This is a genomic window from Pseudomonas sp. GW821-FHT01C01, assembly GCF_059422645.1.
This window is the reverse complement of the sequence record NZ_JBWKXF010000066.1, coordinates 1-17,655: the sequence shown is the minus strand read 5'-3', so window position 1 is coordinate 17,655 and position 17,655 is coordinate 1. Positions and strand designations below refer to the sequence as shown.

The window sequence follows — 17,655 nt, the reverse complement described above, 5'->3', positions numbered from 1 at the left end:
GGGTTGTAGTTCCGCTTGCAGGTCATGACGCGAAACGGGAAGCTAGGCCATCAGTCACCTGACGGAGAGACCCCGCCTTGGATTGGCACACCCTGCTTACCCGCGAACGCCTCGGAAAACCTCTGCACAGCCCTGAAGAGCTCGGCCGCAGTCCTTTTCACAAAGACCATGACCGCATCATTTTCTCGGGGGCTTTCCGTCGCCTCGGGCGCAAGACCCAGGTCCATCCGGTGTCCAGCAATGATCACATTCATACGCGCCTGACTCACTCACTGGAAGTCAGTTGCGTGGGTCGCTCACTGGGCATGCGGGTCGGCGAAACCATCCGCAACGCCCTGCCCGACTGGTGCGAACCCAGCGACCTGGGGATGGTGGTGCAATCGGCCTGCCTGGCGCACGACATCGGCAACCCGCCTTTCGGCCATTCCGGTGAGGACGCGATCCGGCACTGGTTCCAGCAAGCTGCAGGCCGTGGCTGGCTGGACGCAATGAGTGAAGCCGAGCGCAATGACTTCCTGAACTTCGAAGGCAATGCCCAAGGCTTTCGGGTACTCACTCAACTGGAGTATCACCAGTTCGACGGCGGCACCCGACTGACGTATGCAACGCTGGGCACGTACCTGAAGTATCCATGGACGGCAAAGCACGCCGACTCGCTGGGATACAAAAAACACAAGTTCGGGTGTTATCAGAGCGAGCTGCCGCTACTGGAGCAGATCGCCCATAAGCTCGGCCTGCCGCAACTGGAGGAGCAACGCTGGGCACGGCATCCGCTGGTGTACCTGATGGAGGCCGCCGACGACATCTGCTATGCGCTGATCGACCTGGAAGACGGCCTGGAAATGGAGTTGCTGGAATACGCCGAAGTCGAGTCCCTGCTGCTGGACCTGGTGGGCGATGACTTGCCGGAGACCTACCGCCAGCTCGGTCCTGGCGATTCGCGCCGACGCAAACTGGCGATCCTGCGTGGTAAAGCCATCGAGCACTTGACCAATGCTGCGGCCCGCGCCTTTGTCGAGCAACAGGATGCGCTGTTGGCCGGTACGCTGCCCGGCGATCTGGTGGAACACATGCACGGTCCGGCCAAGCGCTGCGTGTTGAATGCCAAGGACATGGCTCGCAAGAAAATCTTCCAGGACAAGCGCAAGACCCTGCACGAGATCGGCGCCTACACCACACTGGAAATCCTGCTCAACGCCTTTTGCGGTGCAGCGCTGGAGCAGCACAACGGTCGTACCCCGTCGTTCAAGAGCCGCCGTATCCTTGACCTGCTGGGCAACAATGCACCCGATCCTCACGGCCCATTGCACACTTCGTTTTTGCGCATGATTGATTTCATCGCCGGCATGACCGACAGCTATGCCAGTGACATGGCCCTGGAGATGACCGGCCGCGGCAGCCACTGAGGTGTATCGGTTGATCAGCCATTACGGCATCCGTTATGGCTGATCAACCCTTCAATATCCAACAACACTCAAGTTTCGTCGAATCGCCCTACAGCACATGGCGAGCGAACTGATCGCTTGCCCGATACACTCGCGAAACAATCGCCCTCCCTTCTGTTCGACAGATGAAGTGCGCCCCATGGCCAAAGACGATCTACGCATCCTCGTGGTGGAAGACCACCCCTTCCAACTAATAGCCACCCAATACCTGCTGGAAAGTTATGGCTTCAATCGACTGACGACCACCGACAGTGCCAAAGGCGCCATGCAGCAAATGCTCGGGGCTGCCCAACCGTTCGACGTCCTTTTATGCGATCAATGCCTGCCCGATCTGACAGGACTCGATCTGGTCCGGCTCGCCAGCCAGCGAGGGCTGATCAGACAAGCGATCATTCTGAGCAGCCTGACGACTTCTGAATTGGATGAACTTGAAAAAGCGGCCGCTGAACATGGGCTGCCATTATTGGGTTACTTGATAAAACCATTGAAACAATCTGAATTTAGAAACTTGTTGACCTCAGCACCACTGTAGAAAAAAGCACACACAACAGTCGATCAATAAACAACCAAAAACCTACAAACAACCTCATTTTAAAGCGCACCTGAACATTGGCTTTCCTCAGCCTTCCTAATAAAAAACCTAGTTAATACGTAGTCCAATTCTTTTTAATCTGTAGGACTTCTCCTATATTGCTGCTACAGCTCCGTCAGTTCATGCGTCCCTTCAAGTATCTGAGCTAAGGTGCGCGCTTTATTTGAGCTCGCATGGGACTTGATTATGAACTCCGTTTTTATTGTCGACGATCACCCCGTTATCCGCCTTGCCGTTCGAATGTTACTGGAACATGAAGGTTACAAAGTCGTCGGCGAAACTGACAATGGGGTCGACGCCATGCAGATGGTTCGCGAATGCATGCCGGACCTGGTCATTCTCGACATCAGCATTCCAAAGCTGGATGGCCTGGAAGTGCTATCCCGATTCAACGCAATGAGCACTCCCCTTAAAACACTGGTACTGACAGCACAATGCCCGACACTTTTCGGGATTCGTTGCATGCAATCCGGTGCATCGGGCTACGTCTGCAAACAAGAGGACATCAGTGAACTGGTCAGCGCCATAAAAGCGGTATTTGCAGGTTACAACTACTTCCCGAGCGAGACTTTGAATCCTGTCCGCGGAGATGAAACGCGCTGCATCGAACTGGAACTGTTCAAATCGGTGAACGACCGGGAGTTGATGGTCTTGCAACTTTTTGCCCAAGGTCGCACGAACAAGGAAATCGCCAAGGGAATGTTTCTGAGTAACAAGACCGTGAGCACCTACAAAAAGCGCCTCATGCAGAAACTCAAAGCCAAATCCCTGGTTGAACTTATCGAGATGGCAAAACGTAATGCGCTAGTGTGAGAATCCGGATGCCCAGCCGTTTGAAGGTCTATCTGATTCAAGTGACCGCAGGTCTATGCGTGAGCACCTCGTTGTTCGGCGCACCGGGCAGTGAACACTACACGCTGCTCAGCCGCTCGAAGGCCGGGGCACTGGAGGTTCGACTGGATGAATCCCAACGACAATGGATACAACGCAAACATCAACTGACGCTCGGTACGTCGGCCCCGGACTATCCCCCCTTCGACCTGACCACCAGTGGTCGGGACTATGAAGGGTTCACTGCCGATTACGCCGGCCTTCTGGAAAAAACAACCGGTTTGCCCGTCACGGTTCAGCGTTTCGATTCCCGAGGGGCAGCGATCGCGGCGCTGCAAAACGGCGAAGTCGATCTGCTCGGCACCGCCAATGGATTCGAAGCTGGCACTGCCGACATTGCACTGTCCGTACCCTATGCCGTCGACCAACCCGTATTGGTGACCCGTGAAGGGGAAACCCGATCCCTTGCCGATGGCCTGGCCGGATTGCGCTTGAGCATGGTGTATCACTACTTGCCGCTGCCGGAAGTCAGGGCGTTGTACCCGAAGGCGATCATCACCTCCTATCCGTCCTACCAGAATGCGATCAACGCCGTTGCTTTCGACCAGGCGGACGTGTTTCTCGGTGACACCATTTCAACTCACTACATGATCAACAAGGGGTACTTGAACAACATCCGCATGGCCAACTTCGGCAAACATGAAGCCCATGGTTTCAGCTTTGCCGTGAACAGGAACAACCCCGAACTGCTCGGCATCATCAATGCGATGATCAGGGCCATCCCCTCCAGTGAACGAGAAAACATCGCTAAACGCTGGAGCGCCGGTAGCGACATTCTGCTGACCGATCAAAAGCTGCAACTCACTGACCGGGAAGAACGCTGGCTGACACACCATCCGATCGTGCGCGTCGTCGTCAACGAAGCCTTTGCGCCACTGACGTTTTTCGACAGCAATGGCAACTTTCGCGGGGTCACCGCTGATTTGCTTGAACTGATCAGGCTGCGCACCGGCTTGCGCTTTGACATCCGGCGCAGTCGAAACGATGACGAGATGATCGAACAGATCAAGAACAACAAGGCCGATGTGATCGCCGCACTGCTCCCCAGCGCCCAACGTCAGACCCAACTGAACTTTACCCGCCCCTTTCTGGAAAACTCATTCGTCCTGCTGACCCGCAAAGCCGCCGACAGCCCGGCCAATCTCGTGCAGTTGCAGGACAAGCGCCTGGCAATTGCCCGAGGCAATCCACTCATGGATTACCTGCGCCGAGAGTTTCCCCGGATCAGGTTGATCGAAACCCAGGACACCTTCAGCGCCGTAGAGATGCTTGCCGAAGGTCAGGCCGACGGCGCCGTGAACTCACTGATCATTGCCAACTACTTCATTTCGTCACGGCTCTTCGAGCACACATTGCAAATCAGCACCACCATCGGCACCGAGCAGGCGGCGTTTTCCCTTGCCACAGCCCAAGGCGCCAAAGAGTTGAACGCCATCCTCGACAAGGCGTTACTGAGCATCTCACCGGAGGAACTGGGCATCATCAACAGCCGCTGGCGCGGCTATTCGGCGTCCTCGCAAAACACCTGGCGCAACTATCAAAGACTGTTCTACCAGATCGTCATCGGTGCAGGCGTGTTGCTGCTGATTTCCATTGCTTGGAACGATTACATGCGACGCCAGATCAAGCAGCGCAAGGCCGCCGAGCGTGCGTTGAACGATCAATTCGAGTTCATGCGATCGTTGGTCAATGGCACGCCGCATCCGATTTACGTACGTGATCGCCAGGGGCTACTGCAAAGTTGCAACGACAGTTACCTGCAGGCGTTCTGCGCCCGACGTGAAGATGTCATTGGCAAAAGCGTCATGCAGGGATCGATGAGCAATGTGTTCGAAGCCCGGGAGTACCAGGCCGACTACCAGCGCGTGGTAGCCGAGGGCAGACCGCTGATTGTCGATCGCGAGCTGCATATCGGTGGCCGGAAACTGACGATCTATCACTGGATTCTTCCCTATCGGGATTCCAGCGCAAAAGTACAAGGCATTATCGGTGGCTGGATCGACATCAGCGAACGGCGGCAACTGCTCGATGACCTGCGTTGCGCGAAAGAACGCGCCGATAAAGCCAACCGGGCCAAAAGCACGTTTCTGGCGACGATGAGCCATGAGATCCGCACGCCGATGAACGCGATCATCGGCATGCTCGAACTGACACTCAAGCGTCTTGATCATCAGCACCCGGAGCGTCCGGCCATCGATGTCGCGTACAACTCGGCAAAAGGGTTGCTGGAACTGATTGGCGACATTCTCGACATCGCCAGAATCGAGTCAGGACGCTTGAGCCTGAGCCCGGAGCGCGTCAATCCGGGTGAACTTGTGGCCTCGGTCGTACGGATTTTCGATGGTCTGGCTCGACAGAAGGAACTCGAGCTGGTGCTGGAGTCTTCTTCGGCCAACCCGACCTTCGATGTGCTGCTGGATCCTTTGCGCTTCAAGCAAGTGCTCTCCAACCTGGTCAGCAATGCCATCAAATTTACCGAGCATGGCCAGGTCCGGGTCATTGTCGAGCTGCACCCGGCAACGGAACCCGAGCGCGTGCAAATGCGGGTGCAGGTTCACGACAGTGGTATCGGGATCAGCGAACAGGATCAACAGCGCCTGTTCGAACCCTTTGCCCAGGCCGACAACGCCATACAATCGGCCAGGGGGGGCGCAGGGCTGGGGCTGGTGATCAGCCGCAACCTGTGCGAGATGATGGGCGGCAGCCTGCAATTGCACAGCGAGCCGGGCGTCGGCACTCAAGTGCAGGTTGTACTGCAACTGGCAACGTTGCCGCTGCAACAGTCAGCCCAGGTTGCCGAAACGCAAGTCGTCATCGCCACAACCCCATTGAATGTTCTGGTGGTCGACGATCACTCGGCCAACCGTCTGCTCACCTGCCAGCAACTGGAGTTTATTGGCCATCGATTCACTGTCGCGGCCGATGGCAAGGAAGGATTCGAGGTGTGGAAAGACCAACCGTTTGATCTGGTGATCGCCGACTGCAACATGCCGGTCATGAACGGTTACGAGCTGGCCCGCGCCATTCGCCAGCATGAACGACATAACCATCGTCCTCCCTGCACCGTTCTCGGGTTTACCGCCAACGCACAACCGGAAGAAATACAACGCTGCAAACAAGCCGGAATGGACGACTGCCTGTTCAAACCCCTCAGCCTCGGTGCCTTGAGTCAATGGATGGAAGGCATTGAACCAGCCCATGCAACCCCGGCGTTCAGCCTCCACGGGTTGAAACTGCTGACCGGGGGCAACCCGATCTTGAACCAGCGATTGCTGAATGAGTTGGTGAGCAGCAACCGCCAGGACCTGCAAACGCTGCTGTCGCTATCCCACTCCGGGGATACCCGGGCGTTGCAGGACATTGCCCACAAAATCAAAGGCGCGGCCCGGATAGTGCAGGCCTTTCGCTTGATCGACCGCTGCGAGGCGCTCGAAGCAGCCTGCCTTGAGGATTCCGATCGCGAAAAAGTGGCTGGATGCTGCAAAACCATGGAGTGCGCCATGCTTGAGCTGGAGCACGCGTTACTACGTCAGATCGAGCATTGCGACGAAAGCAAAATGACAGAGCCTTAACTATGCTTGGACCCTCAGCAGCGTGTTGACCATCCTGGAGAAACCCGCAATGCCTGACCCACTGCGTACGGATCCACGCCGGTTTCCCCTGCATATCCATATCAGCGTGATGTTCACCTTTTTGTTATTGCTGACCGGGGTGGTGCTGGGCCTTTTCAACTATCGACAAACCACACAAATCATACTGTCCAGCAGTGAAAAACTCTTCAACCGCATTGAGCAGGATGTCCGGCTGGACCTGCACGAAACCTATGAACCCATTCGTCATCTGTTGAGTCTGCTGGCACTCAATCCGGCGGGCCAGTCCACCGATCTGGAACAACGCCTGGCATTACTCGAACCGTTCAGCCAGGCACTCAAGGACAACCCCGATCTGGCTTCGCTGTACCTGGGCTACGACAATGGTGACTTTTTCATGGTCCGCCCGCTGCGTAACCCGGAGGTCAAAGCCCAGGTCAAGGCCCCGGACACGGCGGCTTACCAGGTCTGGAGCATCGAGCACAGCAGCGGCCAGGCCCACTCCCAGTCTTTGTTTTTCGACCGGAACCTGGCGCTTGTCAGCCGTCAGGAAAACCTGAACGACACGTACGACCCACGCAACCGTGCCTGGTTTACCAGTGCCCGCGGCGACAACGACCAGATCACCACTGAACCCTATATCTTTTTTTCCACCCACGACATTGGCACGACGCTGGCCCGACACAGCGGCGACAAGGCAATCATGGGCGCCGACCTGACCCTGGATGAACTCAGCGCGACCCTGGCCAAACACGTCGTGACCCCCAATACCGAAATCGTGCTATTCGATGCCCAAGGCAATGCCATTGCCTACCCCGACAGCCGCCGGCTGATCATCGATGATCAGACTTCCCGCCTGATCAAGGCGGCAAACCTCAGCCCCAGCCTGGGTGCATTGCTCAATAATCCGCCGCAAGGCCGTCGCCTGAACGCCAGCGGCCGGCAGTGGATCGTGGCTCGCAGCAGCATGCAGGAAGGCGGCCCCCAAGGCCTGCAACTGGCTCTGCTGGTTCCGGAAGACGAGTTGCTCGTCGACGCTTACCGGATGCGCTGGCAAGGTGCGCTCATTACCCTGGCAACCCTGCTGTTATGTGTGCCGCTCGGTTGGCTGACCTCCAGAGTCCTGGTCAAACCCTTGCGCGCCCTGGTGCAGGAGGCCGATGCGATTCGCAGTTTCGATTTCAATTTTCCGCTTTCCCGTCGCTCGCCGGTGCTCGAAGTCGACCAACTGAGTGTGTCGATGGCACGGATGAAAGACACGCTGGCGAGCTTCTTCCGGATCACTGACAGCCTCAGCGCCGAAACCCGTTTCGCCCCGTTGCTGGAACGGGTGCTGTTTGAAACCGTGAAAATCGGTCAGGCCCAGGCCGGCCTGATCTATCTGCGCGAAGGTGATGGCGAGCACATGGAGCCCCATGGACTGGTCATCAATAACACCACCGAAAACCTGCAATCTTTCGACATCCGCGGACACTCGCTCGATAATCCGCAGAGCCCCCCATGGCTGCAACAGTTGGCAAGTGTCGATAATGCCGTCAGCAACCTGGGTTTCGAGCAGGCGGCTGATCTGCAAAAAGTCTTGCTTGCGTTGAAAAGTCCTCGGGTCCATCTGATCGGAATCCGCCTGCACAATCGTCACAACGAAACCGTGGGCCTGCTGGTGTTGCTGTTAGCCGACAGCGGCGAGCAGAGCGATCTGGACAAACTGCGGCCGGACCGCATTGCGTTTCTCCAGGCGGTGTCCGGCGCAGCTGCCGTGTGCATCGAAAGCCAGCGCCTGCAAGCCCGGCAAAAACAGCTGCTGGACGCCTTCATTCAACTGCTGGCCGGTGCCATCGACGCCAAAAGCCCCTACACCGGTGGTCATTGCCAACGCGTGCCGGAACTGACCCTGATGCTTGCCCAAGCGGCGGCAGCCAGCCAGGAGCCTGCCTTCAGCGCCTATCAGCCGACCGATGATGAGTGGGAGGCACTGCACATCGCCGCCTGGCTGCACGATTGCGGCAAGGTCACCACGCCGGAATACGTCGTCGACAAAGCCACGAAACTGGAAACCCTGACCGATCGCATCCACGAAATCCGTACCCGCTTTGAGGTACTCAAGCGCGATGTCTGGATCAGCTACTGGCAAGCCATTGCCCTGGGCGGTGACGAGCAGCCGCTGGCAGAACTGCGCAATGCCAGCCTGGCCGGGCTGGATGATGATTACGCCTTCGTAGCCCGCTGCAATCTCGGTGGCGAAGCCATGGCCGACGCCGATTTGCAACGCCTGCGCAGCCTGGCTGAACGCACCTGGACCCGGACCCTGGATGACCGGCTGGGCGTGTCCTGGGAAGAAAACCGACGCCAGGCCCGGACGCCTGCCCCCACCCTGCCCGTCAGCGAACCATTACTGGCGGACAAATCCGAGCACCTGTTCGAACGCGGCGAAAGCGAAGTGATCCCGCCGGACAATCCCTGGGGCTTCAAACTCGACGTGCCGCCGCACAAATACAATCGGGGCGAGCTGTACAACCTGAGCATTGTCCGGGGCACCCTGACGAGCGAAGAGCGTTATGTCATCAATAACCACATCGTTCAGACGATTCTGATGCTCAACCACCTGCCGTTCCCCGGGCACTTGCGCAGCGTCGCGGAAATAGCCGGCGGGCATCACGAAAAAATGGACGGCAGTGGTTATCCGAAACGCTTGAAGCGAGAAGACATGAGCCTGCCGGCGCGGATGATGGCGATAGCCGACATTTTCGAAGCGCTGACGGCCGCCGACCGCCCCTACAAAAAGGCCAAGACCTTGAGCGAGGCGCTGGGCATCATGGCGTTCATGTGCCGTGATGCCCACATCGACCCGGAGCTTTTCCGGCTGTTCATCAAGGCACAGATCTATTTGCAGTACGCCAGGCGCTTCCTCGATCCCCAGCAGATCGATGCGGTGGACGCGTCGGGCCTGCTGGCCAAGGCAGGCCTGGCGTCTTGATCAGCAGTCGGTCAGCCGCAGGAAAATCGCCGCCAGTCGTTCGATTCCGGCCTGGTCCTGTGCGGTGAAGCGCGCGAGCTTCGGACTGTCGAGATCGAGCACGCCAATCAAGCGACCGCCCTTGACCAGTGGCACCACCAGTTCGCTGTTCGAGGCGCTGTCGCAGGCAATGTGACCGGGGAACGCGTGCACATCTTCGACCCGTTGAGTCTGCAAGGTGGCTGCCGCTGTCCCGCATACGCCGCGACCGAACGGAATCCGCACGCAAGCGATCTGCCCCTGAAACGGGCCCAACACCAGTTCTTCATTGCGGTTGAAGTAGAAACCGGCCCAGTTCAAATCATCGAGTTGATTGAACAGAAACGCCGAGAACTGCGCGGCATTGGCAATGAAATCCCGCTCGTCCGCCAGCAATGACTCCAGTTGCGCGTGCAGCATGCCGTAGCCTTCGAGGCCCTGGCCGCTCTTTTGTAAATCGATCATGCCTTGTGCTCCAACAGTTTCAGCCCGACCCAATAACGGGCAAATTGATAGGCGCAACGTCCATTGCGATTGCCTCGGCCGGTGGCCCAGCGTACCGCCAGAATGTCCAGCTCTTCGCTTCGCTGCCACGCCAGTCCGGCCTTGCCGGCCAACTGGCCGATCCAGTGCTCGACGACGTTGAGGAAGTGTTCCTGGGTAAACGGATAGAACGACAGCCACAGGCCGAAGCGATCCGACAACGCAATCTTGTCTTCCACCGCTTCGCTGGGATGCAGTTCGCCGTCGACCCGCTTCCAGTTTTCGTTATCACTTTCCTTTTCCGGCACCAGGTGGCGACGGTTGGACGTGGCGTACAGCAAAACGTTGTCCGGCGCCTGTTCCAGCGAGCCATCGAGGACGCTTTTGAGTACCCGGTATTCGCCCTCGCCCGACTCGAACGAGAGGTCATCGCAAAACAGCACGAAACGCTGGGGCAGTTTGGCGATCTGTTCGACCACTCGCGGCAGGTCTGCCAGGTGATCACGCTCAATCTCGATCAGGCGCAAACCGGCTTGAGCGTGCTCGGCCAACAAGGCGCGCACCAGCGATGACTTGCCGGTGCCGCGCGAGCCCCAGAGCAAGGCGTGGTTGGCGGGCATACCGTCGAGGAACTGTCGGGTATTGCGCCCAAGCTGCTCGACTTGCCGATCGACGCCGATCAGGTCCGACAAACGCATGTCGAGGCTGACCTCCAGCGGCAACAGATAACCGCCGCGCGACTCACGCTGCCAGCGCGCGGCCAGGCATTGCGTCCAGTCGATGGCTGGCCGGGGCGCCGGCAGCAACGGCTCGATACGGGCCAGAACGGCATCGGCGCGTTCAAGAAAAGCATTCAATCGGGAATCCACGACTTCTCCTCAGGCACGTTCACAGTAATGATGGTGATACAGCGACGAAATACAGCGTCAGACAAGTGGCTGCCCCCGCGATACAGGCCCCGCGTGAACATCAATAGGCTGGCATGATCGACTATGCTTGAGCAGCGAAAGGAAACGGAAGTGGTTCAACCCCCCATGGATATCAAATTCACCAACCGGCTGTCGTTCAAGCAAGCCCGGCTTACCGTGCTGGTCGGTTTCATTCTGGGCACGCTGCTCAGCCTGCTGCAAATAGGCATCGATTATGCCAGTGAAGACGCCTCCATCAATCGTGAAATCCTTTCATTACTGGAAATCAGCCACAACCCGGCCTCGCGAATCGCCTACAACATCGACGCCGAACTCGCCAAGGAACTGACCCTGGGCCTGCTGCGCTCGCCAGCGATCATTGGCGCGAAACTGACCGACAACAACGGCACTGTGCTGGCCAGCGTCAAGCGACCCGGTGCGCAAAACGGATACCGGATGCTCAGTGACTTCCTGTTCGACGCCAATCGACAGTTCGAAGACCGACTTTACCTGGATCATTTACCCAACGAATCCCTGGGTACGCTTCGGCTGAACGTCGACACTTACGCCTTCGGCAACCGGTTCCTGCGCCGGGCCGAAGTGACCCTGCTCAATGGCTTCGCGCGCAGCCTGCTGCTGTCCGGCATCCTGCTGGCGTTGTTCTACGTGATGCTGACCAAACCCCTGGTGCGGGTCATCCGTGAACTCAGCGGTCGCGACCCGAGCAGTACCGAGCCGACCTCACTGGAATGTCCCACCGGGCACGCCAACGATGAGATCGGCGTGCTGGTCAAGGTTGCCAACCAGCAATTCAAAAACACCGCCACCGAAATCCAGCAGCGACGCAACGCGGAAAACCGCCTGACCGAGTATCTCGGTCAACTGGAAAATATCGTCTCGGCCCGCACTGCCGAACTCAAGGCGATCAATGCCCGGCTGAGCCAATCCAACGAGGAACTGGAAGCCGCCCGCAGTACCGCCCTGGACATGGCCGAAGCCCGCTCGGTGTTCCTGGCCAACATGAGCCATGAAATCCGTACGCCCCTCAATGGCTTGCTCGGGATGATCGCGCTGTCCCTTGACGGACCGCTGAACGCCGAACAACAGCAGCAGCTGTCCATCGCCCATGACTCGGGCAAAGTGCTGGTGGAATTGCTCAACGATATTCTCGACTTGTCGAAGTTCGATGCCGGTCAACTCGAACTCGAGCACATTCCCTTCGACCTCGGCTCGCTGATCGAAGACACCGCCAACCTGTTGTCGCAGAACGCCGCCCCCAGCGTCGAATTGACCTGCCTGATCGATCCGCACTTCCCGGCCCTGGTGCTCGGCGATCCGACCCGGGTGCGACAGATCGTCAGCAATTTGCTGTCCAACGCTCTCAAGTTCACCCGTTTCGGACGTGTCGATGTGCGCCTGTCGACGTTCGCGGACGGCGTCAGAATAGAAGTCTGCGACACCGGCATCGGCATCCCTCAGGATGCCCAGGTCAAAATCTTCCAGCCTTTCACCCAGGCCGGCGTCGGTATTACCCGCCAATTTGGTGGCACCGGGTTGGGCCTGGCCCTGACCTACAACCTTTGCGAGGCCATGCAAGGGCGCCTGACAATCAGCTCCGAGCCGGGGTTTGGCAGCCAGTTCTGCGCGGATTTGCCATTGCCTGTCCATACCCGTGCCATGCCTGCTGTTTTGCTCAAGGGCAAAGTCATTGCCATCACTGCCGCCAGCAGCGGGCTGGGCGAATTGCTCAACGGTCTGCTGCCTGGCTGGGGGCTGGACTATGAACGGCGCTCCATGGATGACTCACTGCTTGGCCTGGCAGCCGACGTGCTCATCACCGACTGCCCCGAATGCCTGTTCAATTTGCGCCCCGCCCTCAGCGCGCCGATCCTGTTGATCACCGCTTATGGCAATTTCATGCCCAGCGAAGAGGTGAACGCCCTCGCCCCCTTGCAACAACAGGCACGTCCCTTGGCACGCAATACGCTGTATCAGATGTTGCGGCGGATCCTGCAACCGGAAACCCACCCGATCAACGATGTCCGGCTCGATACGCAATCCCCGCTACGCCGCGGGCGTGTGCTGCTGGTGGAAGATAATCCGGTCAACCAGCTGGTAGCCAAGGGCATGCTCGGCAAACTCGGCTGCGAAGTCACCACCGCGGCTCATGGTGGCGAGGCCCTGGATCAACTTGAGCAACGGGAATTCGACCTGGTGCTGATGGACTGCAACATGCCAGTGATGGACGGCTATGAAGCCAGCCGGCAAATCCGCCGCAGCGGACGCTGGCCGCAACTGCCCATCGTCGCCCTGACGGCCAACGCCATGTCGGAAGAGCGCGAACGCTGTCGTGCCGCGGGCATGAGCGACTACCTGGCCAAACCCTTCCGGCGAGAAGAACTGGCCACCTTGCTGGACTTGTGGATCCCCGCTACGACAGCGCCTTGATCTGTCCCAACAGGTGATCGAGACCGTCGCGCAAGTCGTTGAGACGATTCAGATCGACCCCGCTGTCGCACAACAGTCGCGCCTTGAGTGGCCCGACCTGATCGCGCAAGGCCATGCCGGTTGGCGACAGGCTCAGATGCACTTCACGCTCATCGCGCGCCGAACGCTGGCGCTGCACCAGTTGCAGTTGTTCGAGGCGCTTGAGCAACGGTGTCAGCGTGCCGGAATCGAGAGCCAGGCGCTCGCCCAATGCCTTGACGGTCGGTTGCTCCGGGGCGGCTTCCTGCCACTCCCACAGCACCAGCATCGCCAGGTACTGAGGGTAAGTCAGGCCCAACTGATCGAGCATTGGCTTGTAGGCGCGAATCACCGCCCGGGAAGCAGCATACAGCTTGAAACACAGCTGGCTGTCGAGCTTCAGGGAATCGACTGACAAGGTGTTCATTTGAGCAGGGCTTCGATCTCGCGGGTCAGATCCTGCGGCTTGGTCGCCGGAGCGAAGCGCTTGACCAGTTGCCCGTCCTTGCCGATCAGGAACTTGGTGAAGTTCCACTTGATGCCCTGGGAACCCAGCACACCCGGTGCGCGCTTTTTCAGTTGCACGAACAGCGGATGGGCGTCGGCACCATTGACCTCGATCTTTTTGAACAGCGGGAAGCTGACTCCGAAGTTCAGCTCGCAGAATTCGGATATCGCCCCTTCGTTGCCCGGCTCTTGTTTGCCGAACTGGTTGCAGGGAAAACCGAGCACCACCAGGCCCTGGTCCTTGTAGGTCTGCCACAGTTCTTCCAGGCCTTTGTACTGCGGAGTGAAACCGCATTTGCTGGCCGTGTTGACCACCAGCACGGCTTTGCCGGCGAAATCCGCCAGGGTCTTTTGCTCACCCTTGATCGTGGTGCAAGGGATACTCAGCAGGTTGTCGCTCATGATGAAAGCTCCGGATTCGGGAAGTTGAGCCAAACATAGCGAGCAATTGAATTGTGTGCAATTTAAATTATCGAACGGCAATCCACTGTAGGAGCGAGCTTGCTCGCGATGGTCGTCAACGATAACGCGGGAAGCCTGGTGCTCCGAGTTGTTCTCTGGTCCATCGCGAGCAAGCTCGCTCCTACAGGGCTCGCATTACTCGCGGGGCACCAGGTCCAGGCACACCGAGTTGATGCAATAACGCAGACCGGTCGGCGGTGGGCCATCCGGGAAGACATGCCCCAGGTGCGCATCGCATTTGGCGCAGACCACTTCGGTGCGGATCATGCCGTGGCTGACATCACGGATCTCGGTCATGGCGCTGTCGCCGATCGGCGCATAGAAGCTCGGCCAGCCGCAGCCGGAATCGAACTTGGTCCTGGAGTCGAACAGCGGCTCGTTACAGCAGATGCAGTGGTAGACACCGTCGGTTTTGGTGGTGTTGTATTTACCGGAAAACGGTCGTTCGGTGCCTTTGAGGCGACATACGTTGTACTGCTCTGGATCGAGCATCGCCTTCCATTCTTCCAGGGTTTTTTCCAACTTTTCCATCATCACACCTCAGCGGCTGAAAAAGCCCGATCTGTACCTTTTCCACGGATCGGGCGGCACGTATGATTGCGCCTCGTCAAACGCCAGTCTGGCAGCCAGACCACGCGCATTCAAACGGAAAAATGGGTGCTGCATCTCAAGGCGTCAGGCCTGTGTGAATACGCAGGATTCCCAGCACGGTTGTCCAAATGCCGTCTGGATCGTTCATTTTCGGGAACACATCGCCATGCAGGTCAGCAAATCGAACAAGCTCGCCAACGTCTGCTACGACATTCGCGGCCCGGTGCTCAAGCACGCCAAACGCCTGGAAGAGGAAGGCCATCGCATCCTCAAGCTGAACATCGGCAACCCGGCGCCTTTTGGTTTCGAAGCGCCGGATGAAATCCTCCAGGACGTGATCCGCAACCTGCCGACAGCCCAGGGCTATAGCGATTCCAAGGGCCTGTTCAGTGCGCGCAAGGCCGTGATGCAGTATTACCAGCAAAAGCAGGTAGAAGGCGTCGGCATTGAAGACATCTACCTGGGCAACGGCGTTTCCGAACTGATCGTGATGTCGATGCAGGCCCTGCTCAACAATGGCGACGAAGTGCTGGTGCCTGCGCCTGACTATCCGTTGTGGACCGCAGCCGTGAGTCTGTCCGGTGGCAATCCGGTGCATTACCTGTGCGACGAGCAAGCCAACTGGTGGCCAGACCTGGCTGACATCAAGGCCAAGATCACCCCGAACACCAAGGCCCTGGTGATCATCAACCCGAACAACCCGACCGGCGCGGTGTACTCGAAGGAAGTGTTGCTGGGCATGCTGGAACTGGCCCGCCAGCACAATCTGGTGGTGTTTTCCGACGAGATCTACGACAAGATCCTCTACGATGATGCCGTGCACATCTGCACCGCCTCCCTGGCGCCTGACCTGCTGTGCCTGACCTTCAACGGTCTGTCCAAGTCCTATCGCGTAGCGGGCTTCCGCTCCGGCTGGATCGCCATTTCCGGCCCGAAACACCACGCCCAGAGCTACATCGAAGGCATCGACATGCTGGCGAACATGCGCCTGTGCGCCAACGTGCCGAGCCAGCACGCAATCCAGACCGCCCTGGGTGGCTATCAGAGCATCAATGACCTGGTGCTGCCGCCGGGCCGCTTGCTGGAACAACGCAACCGCACCTGGGAGTTGCTCAACGACATTCCAGGCGTAAGCTGCGTCAAGCCGATGGGGGCGCTGTATGCATTTCCGCGGATCGATCCCAAGGTCTGCCCGATCCATAACGACGAAAAATTCGTCCTCGACCTGCTGCTCTCCGAGAAGCTGTTGGTGGTTCAAGGCACTGCATTCAACTGGCCATGGCCAGACCACTTCCGCGTCGTGACCCTGCCGCGCGTCGATGACCTGGACATGGCCATCGGACGCATTGGCAACTTCCTCAAGTCCTACCGCCAGTAAGCGGCCAGTCTCCGTGCGACGTTCCCGTACGTCGCACGGAGATTCATTCAGCAACACATGCATGCGCTCCACCGATGGCAGCCGCTTCGCTCCCTGCCGGATAACGCCTTGCCTGCTCGCGCCTAACAAAGGCTGGGGCCCTCGACGTTATTTGACTGACAAACACTTCCCGCACTCGCGTCGGAAATGCCCTGCAAGCAGCTAGACTGTTGCCGTAGGACACAGTTTGAAATAGTCACCCGGTTGAATACCCCGGTGCAGCACCTTATATACCCCGCAGTACGCTACATCTTTAGCTTGAGGAGATTTCTACAACCATGATGCGCATCCTGCTGTTCTTGGCCACTAACCTGGCGGTCGTGCTGATTGCCAGCATCACCCTGAGCCTTTTCGGCTTCAACGGGTTCATGGCGGCCAACGGGGTTGATCTCAACCTCAATCAGCTGCTGATTTTCTGTGCGGTCTTTGGTTTCGCCGGTTCGCTGTTCTCGCTGTTCATCTCCAAGTGGATGGCGAAGATGAGCACCAGTACCCAGATCATCACCCAGCCACGCACCCGTCACGAGCAATGGCTGCTGCAAACCGTCGAGCAACTGTCCCGCGAAGCCGGGATCAAGATGCCCGAAGTCGGTATCTTCCCGGCCTACGAGGCGAACGCCTTCGCCACCGGCTGGAACAAGAACGACGCACTGGTCGCGGTCAGCCAGGGTTTGCTCGAGCGTTTTTCGCCGGATGAAGTGAAGGCCGTTCTGGCCCACGAAATCGGCCACGTAGCCAATGGCGACATGGTTACCCTGGCATTGATCCAGGGCGTCGTGAACACCTTCGTGATGTTCTTCGCACGGATCATCGGCAACTTCGTCGACAAAGTGATCTTCAAGAACGAAGAAGGCCAGGGCATTGCCTACTACGTGGCGACCATCTTCGCCGAACTGGTTCTGGGCATCCTGGCCAGCGCCATCGTCATGTGGTTCTCGCGCAAGCGGGAATTCCGCGCCGATGAAGCAGGTGCAAACCTGGCCGGCACCGCCGCGATGATTGGCGCCCTGCAACGCCTGCGGGCGGAACAAGGGCTGCCGGTGCACATGCCCGACACCCTGAACGCCTTCGGCATCAACGGTGGCATCAAGCAAGGGTTTGCCCGCATGTTCATGAGCCACCCGCCGCTGGAAGAGCGTATCGACGCTCTGGCTCGTCGCCGCGGCTAATACACTCCACAGCAAAGCAAAAGGCCCGCAGCGATGCGGGCTTTTTTATTCTGCTCGAAAGCTTCAGTGTTTTTCAGGGCCTCTTCGCGGGCAAGCCCGCTCCCACAGGGGATCGCGGTCAAATGTGGGAGCGGGCTTGCCC

13 protein-coding genes are annotated in these 17,655 nt (G+C 58.4%); 8 read left to right on the top strand and 5 right to left on the bottom strand.

Going from position 1 to position 17,655, the window contains the following annotated elements; translation table 11 throughout:
* Positions 1-77 precede the first annotated feature (77 nt).
* From AC07XF_RS26235 to AC07XF_RS26215, 5 genes are all read left to right on the top strand, one after another.
* Positions 78-1,406, top strand: a complete 1,329-nt coding sequence (locus AC07XF_RS26235) for a deoxyguanosinetriphosphate triphosphohydrolase (RefSeq protein WP_495028819.1) — start codon at positions 78-80, stop codon at positions 1,404-1,406.
* A gap of 178 nt (positions 1,407-1,584) precedes the next feature.
* Complete coding sequence (locus AC07XF_RS26230) at positions 1,585-1,977, top strand: response regulator (RefSeq protein WP_495028818.1); 393 nt, start codon at positions 1,585-1,587, stop codon at positions 1,975-1,977.
* Positions 1,978-2,223: 246 nt separating this feature from the next.
* Positions 2,224-2,850 carry a response regulator gene (locus tag AC07XF_RS26225; RefSeq protein WP_495028817.1) on the top strand — a complete coding sequence of 209 codons (627 nt, stop codon included), beginning with the start codon at positions 2,224-2,226 and terminating at the stop codon, positions 2,848-2,850.
* A gap of 8 nt (positions 2,851-2,858) precedes the next feature.
* Positions 2,859-6,500 (top strand): transporter substrate-binding domain-containing protein, encoded by a 3,642-nt coding sequence (locus tag AC07XF_RS26220; RefSeq protein WP_495028816.1) that lies wholly within the window; start codon positions 2,859-2,861, stop codon positions 6,498-6,500.
* A gap of 49 nt (positions 6,501-6,549) precedes the next feature.
* On the top strand, positions 6,550-9,492 hold the full coding sequence (locus AC07XF_RS26215; protein ID WP_495028815.1) for an HD domain-containing phosphohydrolase: 2,943 nt from the start codon (positions 6,550-6,552) through the stop codon (positions 9,490-9,492).
* Here AC07XF_RS26215 and AC07XF_RS26210 read toward each other — a convergent pair whose 3' ends face one another.
* Positions 9,493-9,975: a GAF domain-containing protein gene (locus tag AC07XF_RS26210; RefSeq protein WP_495028814.1), complete on the bottom strand. Its 483-nt coding sequence runs from the start codon at positions 9,973-9,975 to the stop codon at positions 9,493-9,495.
* The gene (locus AC07XF_RS26205; RefSeq protein WP_495028813.1) at positions 9,972-10,862 is read right to left on the bottom strand and encodes an ATP-binding protein; all 891 of its coding nucleotides are present in this window, start codon (positions 10,860-10,862) and stop codon (positions 9,972-9,974) included. Before AC07XF_RS26205 ends, AC07XF_RS26210 begins: the two co-directional genes overlap by 4 nt.
* A gap of 123 nt (positions 10,863-10,985) precedes the next feature.
* Here AC07XF_RS26205 and AC07XF_RS26200 point away from each other — a divergent pair, with 123 nt between their 5' ends.
* Complete coding sequence (locus AC07XF_RS26200; RefSeq protein ID WP_495028812.1) at positions 10,986-13,349, top strand: hybrid sensor histidine kinase/response regulator; 2,364 nt, start codon at positions 10,986-10,988, stop codon at positions 13,347-13,349.
* Here AC07XF_RS26200 and AC07XF_RS26195 read toward each other — a convergent pair.
* The 3 genes from AC07XF_RS26195 to msrB form a co-directional block, all read right to left on the bottom strand.
* Positions 13,333-13,794 (bottom strand): MarR family winged helix-turn-helix transcriptional regulator, encoded by a 462-nt coding sequence (locus AC07XF_RS26195; protein ID WP_495028811.1) that lies wholly within the window; start codon positions 13,792-13,794, stop codon positions 13,333-13,335. The genes AC07XF_RS26200 and AC07XF_RS26195 overlap by 17 nt on opposite strands.
* Positions 13,791-14,276, bottom strand: a complete 486-nt coding sequence (locus tag AC07XF_RS26190) for a glutathione peroxidase (RefSeq protein WP_007983498.1) — start codon at positions 14,274-14,276, stop codon at positions 13,791-13,793. The genes AC07XF_RS26195 and AC07XF_RS26190 overlap by 4 nt, the downstream gene beginning before the upstream one ends.
* Positions 14,277-14,471: 195 nt before the next feature.
* Complete coding sequence (gene msrB, locus AC07XF_RS26185; protein WP_495028810.1) at positions 14,472-14,867, bottom strand: peptide-methionine (R)-S-oxide reductase MsrB; 396 nt, start codon at positions 14,865-14,867, stop codon at positions 14,472-14,474.
* A gap of 226 nt (positions 14,868-15,093) precedes the next feature.
* Here msrB and AC07XF_RS26180 point away from each other — a divergent pair, with 226 nt between their 5' ends.
* Complete coding sequence (locus AC07XF_RS26180; protein ID WP_007983502.1) at positions 15,094-16,305, top strand: pyridoxal phosphate-dependent aminotransferase; 1,212 nt, start codon at positions 15,094-15,096, stop codon at positions 16,303-16,305.
* Positions 16,306-16,622: 317 nt separating this feature from the next.
* The gene (htpX, locus tag AC07XF_RS26175; RefSeq protein WP_007973520.1) at positions 16,623-17,513 is read left to right on the top strand and encodes a protease HtpX; all 891 of its coding nucleotides are present in this window, start codon (positions 16,623-16,625) and stop codon (positions 17,511-17,513) included.
* Positions 17,514-17,655 lie beyond the last annotated feature (142 nt).